The organism is Virgibacillus sp. 6R, assembly GCF_001895305.1.
Lineage (GTDB): Bacteria > Bacillota > Bacilli > Bacillales > Amphibacillaceae > Virgibacillus > Virgibacillus pantothenticus.
Genome location: NZ_CP017762.1, coordinates 1,863,449 through 1,876,559 on the forward strand (window position 1 = coordinate 1,863,449; position 13,111 = coordinate 1,876,559).

12 protein-coding genes are annotated in these 13,111 nt (G+C 38.8%); all 12 read right to left on the reverse strand.

All coding sequences use genetic code 11. The annotated features are described in order from the left end of the window. Positions 1-970 precede the first annotated feature (970 nt). Positions 971-1,372: a GNAT family N-acetyltransferase gene (locus BKP57_RS08505; protein WP_050350958.1), complete on the reverse strand. Its 402-nt coding sequence runs from the start codon at positions 1,370-1,372 to the stop codon at positions 971-973. 69 nt (positions 1,373-1,441) lie between these two features. After that, positions 1,442-2,083 (reverse strand): stage II sporulation protein R, encoded by a 642-nt coding sequence (gene spoIIR, locus BKP57_RS08510; RefSeq protein ID WP_050350957.1) that lies wholly within the window; start codon positions 2,081-2,083, stop codon positions 1,442-1,444. 71 nt (positions 2,084-2,154) lie between these two features. Beyond that, complete coding sequence (gene prmC / locus BKP57_RS08515) at positions 2,155-3,015, reverse strand: peptide chain release factor N(5)-glutamine methyltransferase (protein WP_072741351.1); 861 nt, start codon at positions 3,013-3,015, stop codon at positions 2,155-2,157. 5 nt (positions 3,016-3,020) lie between these two features. Then, the gene (gene prfA, locus BKP57_RS08520; RefSeq protein ID WP_050350955.1) at positions 3,021-4,091 is read right to left on the reverse strand and encodes a peptide chain release factor 1; all 1,071 of its coding nucleotides are present in this window, start codon (positions 4,089-4,091) and stop codon (positions 3,021-3,023) included. A 207-nt stretch (positions 4,092-4,298) separates the two neighbouring features. Beyond that, positions 4,299-4,919 (reverse strand): thymidine kinase, encoded by a 621-nt coding sequence (locus tag BKP57_RS08525; RefSeq protein WP_050350954.1) that lies wholly within the window; start codon positions 4,917-4,919, stop codon positions 4,299-4,301. Positions 4,920-5,262: 343 nt separating this feature from the next. Beyond that, the gene (locus tag BKP57_RS08530; protein WP_050350953.1) at positions 5,263-5,508 is read right to left on the reverse strand and encodes a type B 50S ribosomal protein L31; all 246 of its coding nucleotides are present in this window, start codon (positions 5,506-5,508) and stop codon (positions 5,263-5,265) included. A 170-nt stretch (positions 5,509-5,678) separates the two neighbouring features. Then, positions 5,679-6,962: a transcription termination factor Rho gene (rho, locus tag BKP57_RS08535; protein ID WP_050351168.1), complete on the reverse strand. Its 1,284-nt coding sequence runs from the start codon at positions 6,960-6,962 to the stop codon at positions 5,679-5,681. Between the two features lie 857 nt (positions 6,963-7,819). Beyond that, positions 7,820-8,785 (reverse strand): class II fructose-bisphosphatase, encoded by a 966-nt coding sequence (gene glpX / locus BKP57_RS08540; RefSeq protein ID WP_050350952.1) that lies wholly within the window; start codon positions 8,783-8,785, stop codon positions 7,820-7,822. 606 nt (positions 8,786-9,391) lie between these two features. Then, complete coding sequence (locus BKP57_RS08545) at positions 9,392-10,678, reverse strand: UDP-N-acetylglucosamine 1-carboxyvinyltransferase (RefSeq protein ID WP_050350951.1); 1,287 nt, start codon at positions 10,676-10,678, stop codon at positions 9,392-9,394. A 283-nt stretch (positions 10,679-10,961) separates the two neighbouring features. Next, entirely contained in the window at positions 10,962-11,603 is a 642-nt protein-coding gene (gene fsa, locus BKP57_RS08550; RefSeq protein WP_050350950.1) for a fructose-6-phosphate aldolase, read from the reverse strand. A gap of 35 nt (positions 11,604-11,638) precedes the next feature. Then, on the reverse strand, positions 11,639-12,496 hold the full coding sequence (locus tag BKP57_RS08555; protein ID WP_072741352.1) for a class II fructose-bisphosphate aldolase: 858 nt from the start codon (positions 12,494-12,496) through the stop codon (positions 11,639-11,641). A gap of 99 nt (positions 12,497-12,595) precedes the next feature. Beyond that, entirely contained in the window at positions 12,596-12,955 is a 360-nt protein-coding gene (locus tag BKP57_RS08560) for a response regulator (protein ID WP_050350948.1), read from the reverse strand. Positions 12,956-13,111: the final 156 nt, after the last annotated feature.

Below are 13,111 nucleotides of genomic sequence, written 5' to 3' on the forward strand. Positions count from 1 at the left end.
ATAATTCACCTATAAGCTTGGACCCAAAATCAACAGTTATATGTCACTTAAATATGCTTTAAAGCTTTGTAGTCTATTTTTATTAGAAAAACTTGGCTTGTCGCCAAGTCTTATGGCGGAAGCCTTTGTTTTTCTTATACTATAAACCAAAAAAATCTTATACTTTCCTATAGTGGAACAAAGGCTCGGGGCGCCCGTTTAGCAACGTAGCGAATGGAATGAATCAACTAAAGATAAAGTGAACCTTCAATCAGCGGGGTTTTCTTCATCCCCGCTGATTATTAGTACCACCAGGGTATGACCTAAAGGCCCTTGAACGAATCGGGGATTTAGGTGCTGTTACCTCCCGCTTCGACTTGTTCAGCTTACATCTTCCATCCTTGAAGTGGGAGACTACAACGCCTTTTTACGGGATAAAGGAATCATGCCACTAAAACAGGGGTATGCCGACGTCTGGGCGTCAAGCCCGTTTTTAGTCGGCCTTCCTCTTAGCGACGAACCGATGAGGCCTTATCGTAGGGCGCATTTCTAAAGTCGCATCGTTGCTGGGCTCATGCGTCGGACGTGGCTAGTCGGTTATTTCATTATCCATAAGCACCTAAGTTTATAGGTTCCTGTACAATAAAAAAATAAAACCATGTGGATAACAAATCAACAGGATATCCACATGGTTTTATTATATAAACCTTATTTATTTTAGTTGTTTTTCTATTTATACACATTATCCACAGCGTATTTTAAAGTTATCCACAAAAACAGTGGATAACGTTGTTAATAACTTAATTTTTTGCAATTTATTCCGAGAAAAAGTTGCTATGAAACCCTCACACCGGAAGCTCAAGTAGATACAAAACCTAGATTTCCGATTCATTCAAGGGCGCCATCAGCTCCTCCTCTTTGCAATACTAGCCATTACTGGGGTATGAAAGAAAACCCACACTAATGGAGACTTCACTTATCTAACAGCCTATTAAGATACATGGTACAACCACCAATTCCCGTCTCTTTGGTCATATTTATTCACAAATGCCCTTTCTTTTTGTGGATGAAACTGTAAAGCCTCAAGTAATATATCCACAACTGGCTGATGACTATGCACATACACGCGCTGAGCATGCTGCTGTTTAGCCATTGTTAAAATAGATTCCAATAATACAGGAAGGACGGCTGCTTCTGATTGTGTAATGTACAATTGCTTTAACCAATAGGTGCCTTTTTCCATTTCCTCAAGAATAAAACAACCTTCAATTTCACCTTGCAATTCCACTACATAGCCTCTCTGTAATAAGCTATACTCATTTAAGTTTGGATTGTTTTGTAAAAAATGCTCCAATTTTTCCGCAGACGCTTTACTGGCCTGAACTAAATTCATTTCTACTCACCTCTATCTGGTTTAATAGCTTTCCTTATATTAAAGAAGTTTATGCAACTCTTCTTTTAACTATGACCATCCAAGCCATTCAAATAAGAAAAATGTTACTTTCGTATCTTCCTCCTGCTCCTCTTTTTCTTTTGTCTCTTCTCCTTTAGCCTCTTCTTCTCCCATTGTTTCAGCTGACACAGCACTAGTCCCATTGGAGAAGTCCAAAAAACAGAGCGGCGGAAATAAAACACACCACCAATTATCTCCCTTACCTTCTCCAATTGTAATCAGTACAGCCTCGTATTTACCTGCTGGATATACAAATGAACCATATATTTTAGCAGGAAAGGAAACCGCTTTACCATAAGTCACTTCATAATTTTGCTTCACTCCTGCTTCCTCGAGTGCAGAGCCTACAATCTGATTGATTTCTGGAATCCGTTTTTCTATTAAACTTCTAGCTTCCTCAATGTTTGTAATATCTTCTACCCAAGTCGTAATTTCTTCATTCACACGGTCGCGTATGTTTCTTTTTAATTGCTGATCAGATTCATTATCACTATTTGCTAATATACGTAAACGGATCGCTTCATCAGGAATAACTTGATAATCTTCCTGATCACGAAGCGACTTTTCCTCCGATTTTTGACTAATGACTTGCCCTGGAATACTTAAAAATCCTACTAAAAATATAACAACAAAAAATACTAGCTTTTTCATCACCGTCTTCCCCCTTTGTTATTCACCATTATGTTCAAAGGTTGATGATTTTAAACTAGTATTCTGCAAAATTATTTTTTTACGATGACCATTCGGTCTTTTCCATTCATGTCTTGTAACACTTGTGGATGACTGTCTGGATAAACAGACTTGATCAAATCAGAGACAGGCTTCCCCTGTTGATAACCTATTTCGAAAACAGTTAAACGGGGCATTTCTGGTAGCTGTACCATTTGGCTTATGATTTTTTCGTACGCAGCTAGACCATTACGATCAGCAAATAAGGCCAACTCCGGGTCAAAATGTTTCACCGTATCTGTCATAAAAGGTGCTTCACTGATAGCAATATAGGGAGGATTACTAACTATTACATCTACCTGAACATTACGTTGAAGCATTGGTTCTAAGAAATCGCCGTTAGCAAATTTGACCGCAGCTTGATGGTAAGCAGCATTTTCCTTCGCTACTGTTAATGCCTGTTCTGAAATATCTGTAGCGTAAACAATGGCATTAGGTAGCTCTAAAGCGAGTGTGATCGCAATAATCCCACTTCCTGTACCTATATCAACAATAGTTGGTGTCTTATCCACATTATGGTCATTCACAGATGTAATTACTTGTTGAACTAACTCTTCTGTTTCCGGTCTGGGGATAAGTACATGTTCGTTCACCTTATATTCTCGCCCGTAAAACGAAGCATATCCCATAAGATGCTGGGCTGGCACTCCAGTTGTCGCATGCTCTTTAATAGCAGCGACATATCTTGAAAGTACTTCTTCAGGAACAGGCTCCTGCATATTCATGTAAAATTTGGCTGTAGAAACCTGTAAATAATGCTTTAGAAGAATAACTGCTACATGCTGTTCCCGACCATTTTCCTCTAAAAAAAGGGAAGCCCATCTGAGGACTTCATGTTGTTTGTTTGCTTCCATAGACATTATTCACCAATTTGTTCCAGTTTTTTCGTTTGTTCTTCCATAATCAACGCATCAATAATATCGTCTAATTTTCCTTCCAGAATTTGATCCAGCTTTTGAATCGTCAAGCCGATCCGATGATCGGTTACACGATTTTGCGGAAAATTATATGTGCGAATACGCTCCGAACGATCTCCTGTACCTACAGCAGACTTGCGGTTTTCATCGTATTCTGCCTGTGCTTCCTGTTGATACATATCATATATTCTAGCACGTAGCACTTTCATTGCTTTTTCTTTGTTTTTTATTTGTGACTTTTCATCCTGAATAGACACAACAATGCCCGTTGGGATATGCGTTAACCGAACAGCTGACATTGTTGTATTTACACTTTGTCCCCCTGGACCACTTGAAGCAAATGTATCAACACGAATATCTTTGTCGTGAATGTCCACTTCTACTTCTTCCGCTTCTGGAAGTACAGCTACGGTTGCTGTAGACGTATGAATCCGTCCACCTGACTCCGTTTCAGGAACGCGCTGTACACGATGTGCGCCGTTTTCATATTTCAGACGAGAGTACGCACCTTTCCCACTGATCATAAAAATAATTTCTTTATATCCACCTACACCTGTCGTATGGGCTTCCATCACTTCAAGCTTCCAGCCATAGCTTTCAGCATAACGCGCATACATACGATATAAATCACCAGCAAATAATGCCGCTTCATCTCCACCCGCTGCACCACGGATTTCCATAAATACGTTTTTATCGTCATTTGGATCTTTCGGTAATAGTAAAACCTTCATTTTTTCTTCCAATTGCTGTTTATTTTCTGTAAGTTCACTTATTTCAAGTTTCACCATTTCTTCCATTTCTTCATCTAGCTGTTCTTCTTGCATTTCTTTTGCATCCTTTAACTGCTGGACGACATCTTTATATTCGCGGTAAGCTTGAACAACATCTTCTAAACCAGACTGCTCCTTGGAATATTCCCGAAGTTTATTTGCATCACTAATAATTTCCGGATCACTTAGCAATTCATTTAATTTATTGTAACGATCTTCTAAAGATTGTAAACGATCTAACATCACGGCCACCTCTTTCTGATTAACAGTATAATTATAGTATACTCCCCTTCTAAGGTCAAAATCGGTGGAACTCCTCAAGCTCGGCAAGCATATATGGGAGCAACAATTCTTACCTCACTCTTACTTTATGCCATTTTTTATTATTACAAGCTTTCTAAGCATGATTGTCCCTCCTAGAAAAGAACCCTTTTCTTAAGGAAGCCTGTCCTATTTCATTAGCTTTGACAAACGCGTATGGACAACAGGATTTGGTTTATTTGGTACTTCATGGTGGTGGCGACATCTAGGCTCATAGGACTCGGAAGCGCCAACTAATATAATTGGATCGTCATAAGAAGCTGGTTGTCCATTAATTAAACGCTGCGTCCTACTTGCTGGTGAACCACATATTGGGCAAATAGCATTTAATTTGGTGACCGATTCACTTAACGCCATTAATTCAGGCATCGAGCCAAAAGGTTCTCCACGAAAATCAGTATCTAAGCCAGCTACAATAACGCGAATCCCCATATCCGCTAACTGTTCTACGATAGTAACAATCGAAGCATCAAAAAATTGCGCTTCGTCTATACCAACAATGTCCACATTCTCATCGATATGCTCCATTAAATCTTCTACAGCTTTTATAGGTCGTGCTATAATAGATGCACCATTGTGAGAAACAACTGCCTCTTTTTTATATCGATCATCAATCGCTGGCTTAAAGACACGGACTACTAAGTTAGCGTATGTAGCACGTCGAACCCGGCGAATCAATTCCTCAGATTTCCCTGAAAACATACTCCCACAAATCAATTCTACCCAGCCACTTTGTTTCATTACATACATACCTCTTGTCCCCACTTTCCAAAATTTCGTTTATTCATTCTGTTTAACGCCCGTTTTCTTATTTTAATACACATTAATCATTGCTGGGCACCGAATCGGCTAATTTTAATATTACTCTCGACAGCCAAGTCTCTTTTAATTAGAAAAACCTGAAAGGAAAATAACGGATCAGGTTCCTATTATGTCTGGTTTACTATATTTTAGCAGTACATTTATATCAACAGCTACATGGCTAATTGAACGCTTAAAAGTAAAAAAACAGGCAAAGATTGGACATTTTGCCTGTTTTATACACTATTGTAACTGGATCATACTTTTTAGGAACTTGTTACGTTCCATCAATTTACTTCATATTATATTTTTTCTTGAAGCGATCCACTCGACCACCGACTTTGTCAGCTTTTTGCTTACCAGTGTAGAATGGATGTGATTCTGAGCTAATCTCAACACGAATTAATGGGTACGTATTACCATCTTCCCATTCAATTGTTTCGTTGGATGTTTTCGTAGATCCACTTAAAAATTTAAAATCGGAACTCGTATCAAGAAAAACTACTTTTTGGTACTCTGGATGAATATCCTTTTTCATGTCTTTCCACTCCTTTTTGCCCTGAGTCCTTTGGAAACAGAGTTATTGCAAGAGCCCTCATAGGTAAAATACCTGATCTAAACTCACATAAAAAGATTATAACAGGATGATTTCGGGAATGCAATAGTGGGATTTGCCCATTGTTTCCCTAAATCAATAACTTCTTCACTTTACGAACGTTTCATACCGCGTCGCTTCATTTCTTCATCCATCTTTTGGAAAAATTCTTCATTGTTTTTCGAAGCTCTTAATCTACGTAGGAAACGCTCCAGAAAATCGTTGGAATCCTGCATGGTTTTACGAATGGCCCACATTTTATCTAAATGCGCCTTATCAACAAGTAATTCTTCTTTTCTGGTACCAGAACGTAAAATATCAATGGCCGGAAATATACGTCGCTGAGCTAAATTACGATCTAAATGCAATTCCATATTCCCAGTTCCTTTAAATTCTTCATAAATCACATCATCCATGCGTGAACCAGTATCGATCAACGCAGTTGCTAGTACAGTAAAGCTTCCACCCTCTTCAATATTACGAGCTGCCCCAAAAAAGCGCTTTGGACGATGAAATGCAGCTGGGTCGATACCACCTGATAAGGTACGTCCACTAGGTGGTATAACAAGATTATACGCTCGCGCCAAACGTGTAATACTATCCATTAACACAATAACATCTCGTTTATGCTCTACCAGGCGCATCGCCCGTTCCAATACGAGCTCAGATACTTTAATATGACTCTCAGGAACTTCATCGAATGTGGAGCTTACAACATCAACGTCCGGATGCACAGAACGTTCGATATCGGTTACTTCTTCAGGACGTTCATCCACTAACAGAATAATAAGTTTCGCATTTGGATGATTTTCCGAAATACTATTGGCAATCTCCTTTAGCAGAGTTGTCTTACCAGCTTTAGGAGGAGCGACAATAAGTCCCCGCTGGCCATAGCCAACAGGAGTCATTAAATCAATAATTCGGGTTGATATTTCATTGGTTTTCGTTTCCAGCTTCATGAGCCGGTCAGGATATAATGCTGTTAAAGCAGGAAAATGCACACGTTCTTTCGCTGTTTCTGGATCATCCCCGTTAACAGCATCTACGTGCAGTAATCCGTAATATCTTTCATTTTCCTTAGGAGGACGAACCTTTCCAGACACTTTATCGCCATTTCGTAGGTCAAAGCGACGGATTTGCGAAGCAGAAATATAAATATCTTCAGCACTTGGCGAGTAGTTAATCGGTCTTAAAAAGCCAAATCCCTCTGATGGGATAATCTCTAATATCCCATCCATGAAGAGGTAACCATCCTTTTCTGCCTGTGCTTTTAAAATTGCAAAAATAAGTTCTTTTTTCGTTAACTTGGCATAATAAGAAATTTTATATTCTCGTGCTAATTGGTATATTTCTTTTAATGTTAACGTCCCCAAACGGGAGATAGTTAGTCCTGCCATAAAATCACCACACCTATTATAATTTTTTAAATTTTGAATAATAATAAAAATCCTTTTTAACAAGCAAAAATTGCTTTCCGCTTCAACCATCTACAGTTTTATAATGAGTTTAACCTACTTTAAAGCTTTCCTTCACAGCACATATTTACATATGCTATAACTTTGGGTTTAGCTGTATCAATTAATCATGAAACATGCTACTGCTTCGTTATCAGGGTATACTATCTTACTGAGGTGAAGACCAATGGAGTTTTTCTTGCATTTGTCCTTTCAATTGGGCAACCTTAAATTTAAATCGAGTTATAAATATTTGTATAGGATGGTTGTTCGATCACATGCTTTCTATACTTATCTCTCTTTCTCCCTTAAGCAATCTTGCTTTTTAATCAGATCTTATTCATCTATACTCAATCTGTAACGTAGCTTGAACCAATTTACTGGATGGTTCGTTCATTTCCCGTAACATGGTACAAGATATATACAACCAAATAGAATTTTCACTTCTTTGTTGGAAGGTCTGTCTTCGCAGAAATGAAGAAAAATTGTAGAAGCTAGATTCGAAGTTCAACATATTACGTATATCATAAACATATACCATAATACTCTTTTAACGTGCAAGATTCAACACTATATTGATATTTATTTTAAGAAATTACGAATGTATCTTTATTGTAGCATACTAGTACCATTCTCGTTAACAATGCAACGGATACATTCCCCATATTGAAAAGAAAAGGAAGCTTGCGCAAATAGCTTCCTTTTCTTTTTAAAGGTAAGTCTACACATTGTTTTCTAAAGATGAAAGAAATAAAGAGATCTTCCTTATTTATTCCCAGTTTTTACGTAGCCCATACCTATTACTTGATAACGAGGTCTGGTTTTTTCTGTAAACTATGTGTACCATCGATAAAACGAACAGTGCCACTTTTAGCCCGCATAACTACTGTTTCCGTTGTTGCTTCTGTTCCTTTAAATTGAACACCTTTTAATAACTCCCCATCTGTAACTCCAGTAGCAGCAAAAATGGCGTCATCTCCACTACAAAAATCATTCATATACAAAACTTTATTAATATCAACTATGCCCATTTTAGCACAGCGGTCAGCTTCCTCTTTGTTTGTAGGAACTAGTTTGCCCTGCATTTCCCCTCCTAAGCATTTGAGAGCAGCAGCTGCAATAACGCCTTCTGGGGCACCGCCAATTCCCATTAAAATATCAACGCCTGTTTCATCAAAAGCTGTATTGATAGCACCTGCAACATCTCCATTAGAAATCAATTTGATTCTGGCGCCTGCTTCACGAATTTCTTCAATCAATTTTTGATGGCGTGGTCGATCCAAAACCGTTACAACTACATCCTCCACAGCTTTATGTTTAGCTTTTGCAACAGCTTGTAAATTTTCCAGTGTAGAAGCATTAATATCGATCTTACCAACTGCTTGAGGACCTACTGCAATCTTGTCCATATACATATCTGGTGCATGTAATAATGTACCTTTATCTGCGATTGCAATGACAGAAAGAGCATTCCAGGATCCATTTGCGACGATACTCGTGCCTTCCAGCGGGTCAACAGCAACATCCACACCAGGTCCATTACCTGTGCCGAGCTGTTCTCCTATATAGAGCATAGGTGCTTCGTCCATCTCTCCCTCACCAATGACAACCGTACCTTGCATAGGAATGGTATCAAAAACAGCACGCATCGCAGTTGTTGCTGCATCATCAGCTTCCTCTTTTTTTCCTCTTCCCATCCAGCGTGCTGATTTTAAAGCAGCCGCTTCTGTTACTCTCACTAATTCCATTGTTAAACTTCTTTCCATATTTATCTCTCCCTTTTGTAAACTTTCCTCATCCCAAGAAGAAATTTTACAAAAGTATCTCTCTATGAACTTGTTCAAAAAGTGGACTAAAATGACACAACAATATTTCTAGTTGGCTTATTTCTCCGTTCCTTGGAAAAGGATGACCCTTTCCCTGCGTGATAACCGGTTTCGAGAAAACCCATACTTTTGCTCATGTATCTAAATACATATGTGATTTTTTACTAAAACACCTACGTCCTGTGGATAACATAGAAATGAGTACATCCTTATATAAGCGCGCTACTCGAACTTCACCGCTTTGAGCCTAGGCACGAGGATGTGTTAGTGTCAGCGCCCAAACGGACAATGAAAGCTACATCAGCAACACATCGCACGCAGAAAGAGGGTTTATCTTTTTCAAGGACGCCTGAGACCTTAGCTGACCTCGGGGCTTTTTTTATCTCCTTTTTGAACAAGCACTTTATAAGAAAATGTGGGTGGTTAGCATGAGTTTGAATGATTTTTTAGCAGTTGAGCCTTCCACCTTAAATGACTGTCGAAAATCTTATCGATGGTTGGAGCTACCAAACCAACTTAACAGAAGTTTTTTTGTAGCTGATGATGCTATGAGTTTTGTAATTCTTGTATCTCTTGTTGTGTCATCTTATCGCGCCAGATTTTAGCGCCCAAATTCGTTAACTTTTCCGTAATGTTTTCATAACCTCGGTCGATATGGTCAAGCCCAGTAATTTCGGTAATTCCGTCGGCCATTAAACCTGCGATAATCAATGCTGCTCCAGCACGAAGGTCGGTTGCATTTACTTTAGCCCCTTGTAATTGTACAGGCCCTGTTACGATGGCTGATCCACCTTCCACCTTAATCGAGGCATTCATTCTGCGTAGCTCATCGATATGCTTCAACCTTGCAGAATAAATCGTATCTGTTACAACCCCTGTGCTTTCTGCTTTTGTTAATAATGTAGTAAACGGCTGCTGCAAATCTGTCGGAAAACCAGGATATACAAGTGTTTTTATATCCACACTTTTAAATGGTTGTTTCGGTGCAATAAAGAGTTGTTCATTGCTTTCCTCTACTGGAACGCCCATTTCCCGCAATTTCGCTAATAGAGATTCCAAATGCGGAGGAATTACATTATCAATGGTTACTTCTTTGCCCATAGCAGCAGCTGCAATTGCATACGTTCCCGCTTCAATTCGGTCTGGAATGATCGTGTGGCGGCAGCCACTTAAATGAGGAACACCTTCAATTCGAATAACATCCGTACCAACGCCTTTGATTTTTGCTCCCATATTCGTAAGCAAAGTGGCTACATCAATAATTTCAGGTTCTTTAGCTGCATTTTCTATGATCGTCTTTCCTTTTGCTTTAACAGCCGCGAGCATAATATTGATCGTCGCCCCTACGCTAACAACATCCAAATAAATACGTGCACCAATCAATTCCTTTGCACGTAAGTAAATCGCTCCTTGTTCATTGGTAACTTCTGCACCTAGCGCTTCAAACCCTTTAATATGCTGGTCAATCGGACGAGGTCCTAGAAAGCAACCACCAGGCAATCCAATTACCGCTTTTTTAAATTTTCCGAGCATTGCTCCCATAAAATAATACGACGCCCTAAGCTTTTTTACCTTCCCATTTGGAAGTGGCATCGCTATCATATTTGCAGGGTTTATATGGACGGTTTGACCGTCCCAGGAAACAGAACCACCTATTTCTTCCAGCAAATCCCCTAACGTATACACATCAGATATTTGTGGAAGTCCCTCAATAGTTACGTCAGAATCAGCCAATATAGCAGCAGGCAACAATGCGACAGCACTATTTTTCGCTCCACTTATTCGAACTTTGCCATTTAGTAAATGACCACCTTCAACGAACATTTTTTGCATGTAAAAACCTCACTTAAGCAAGGAACATGCGAGCGCATATTTTACGCCCACATTACTTGCAATCTTTATTACAGTACATAAAGTAAAACTTCATTCAGAAGAAGATTTTCTCCATCTCTTTCTGAATGTTTAGTTGAACTAATCGGGCATTTAGGTGCTGTGATCTCCTACTTAGATTTGTTTGTATTTACTTACCTCTTGAAGCGGGAGTCTTACAGCACCTTACATGCGGGATAGAACTGCATTTGTTCTTAGGGTGTACAACATTTCCATTTTTATGCTACTACTTTTGCTTATTCCAATCAGCTAAAAACTTTTCAATTCCTTGATCCGTTAATGGATGGGCAACTAGCTGCTGAAGCACTTTAAATGGAATGGTTGCTATATGTGCACCGTTTTTAGCAGCGTCTACAACATGTAAAGGATGGCGGATTGATGCAGCAATGATTTCGGTGTGGATCTCATGTTTATTAAAGATATCAGCAATTGTTTCAATCAGATCTATTCCGTTATGACCAATATCATCTAAACGTCCTAGAAAAGGGGACACATAAGTCGCGCCCGCTCGAGCAGCAAGTAAAGCTTGATTTGCATTAAAAATAAGTGTAACGTTCGTTTTAATATTTAAATCGCTAAATGTTTTTACTGCTTTTAAGCCTTCTAGTGTCATCGGAACTTTCACTGTAATATTAGGCGCAATTGCTGCAAGTTCTTTCCCTTCACGAATCATGCCTTCTGCATCTTCTGCGATTACTTCAGCACTGACAGAGCCAGACACTTCACTGGTGATTTCCCGTAAACGATCATGAAAAGAAACACCTTCTTTTGCAACAAGGCTAGGGTTAGTGGTTACACCATCCAGAACACCTAGTGCATTTGCTTCACGAATCTCCTCAATATTTGCTGTATCAATAAAGAATTTCATAAATTCCTGCCCCCTTCACATATTTTTAAGCAAATTTATGCTTTTTGCGATGAACCGAATTCACGCATTTTACTAATGACAGTTTCTTTAATCGCATCTTTTCCAGGCCCTAAATATTTACGTGGGTCATATAGATCAGGTTTTTCGTTCAAAACTTCACGTACCTTATTCGCCTGCGCAATTTGATTCTCTGTATTCACATTAATCTTAGCTGTTCCTAGAGAAATAGCACGTTGAATATCTTTTGTTGGTATCCCTGTACCTCCATGAAGAACTAGCGGAATTTGTACAGTGTTAAGAATTTCTTCCATTTCTTCAAAACCAAGGTTCGGTTCCCCTTTATATGGACCGTGAACAGATCCAAGTGCTGGAGCTAAACAGTCAATACCTGTTGCCTCAACAAGTTTTTTACACTCTTTTGGATCTGCATAGATGACGCCGTCAGCAACAACATCATCTTCCTGACCACCAACAGTTCCTAGTTCAGCTTCTACAGATACACCGTGAAGATGAGCTAACTCAACTACTTTTTTGGTAACAGCTATATTTTCTTCTAATGGATCATGAGAAGCATCAATCATAACAGAAGTGAATCCAGCATGAATAGCTTCTGCACACTTTGCAAAGCTAGAGCCATGATCTAAATGTATCGCTACAGGTACAGTCGTGCCATATGCGTCCATCAGTGATTTTACCATTGCTACAACAACGTTAAAACCACCCATATATCTTGCAGCACCTTCTGAAACCCCTAAAATAACCGGAGACTTTTCTTCTTCGGCAGCTTGCAAAATGGCTTGAGCGTACTCAAGGTTATTTAAGTTAAATTGACCAACTGCATAACCATTTTCTTTCCCTTTTTCTAACATTTCTTTCATTGATACTAATGGCATGTATATCCTCCTCTAGATGAACATTACACCTATGTCAAAATAAATTACACTAATAGAATACCAACAACCGCACAAAGTCGCAACAATACGCTCGTGAAATTAATTCAAAATGGAATGAACCAATTGACAAACTTCCTTAATATTAAATGGTTTGCTAAGAATGGTTACAATATTATTACAATCTTCTTTTTCTCGAATAACAGTTTCTGTCATGCCAGTCATAACAATTGAAGGGATATGATTGTTTGTTTTTTCCAATTGGCGAAGCACTTCAAATGCATTTAATACTGGTAAATGATAATCAATCATTAATAAATGAAAAGAAGAGGAATTGATTTTCTCTAGTCCCTCTTTTCCTGTATTGGCAGTTTCGACACGATAACCTTCCTCCGTTAGTATATCTGTTAATAACATACAGATACCTGGTTGATCATCAACAACGAGGATTGTTTTTTCCATCTATCAAACTTCCCCTTTCCAAATCATTTGCCCCCAACAATACTATTCTCTATAATGCATCAGATATCCTGCTATAGTCCCTTGGTTTTTATCTAAAATAGAAAAGGGAGCAGTATCAACAAACATACAACTCCCCATCTCTATATACGATATGTT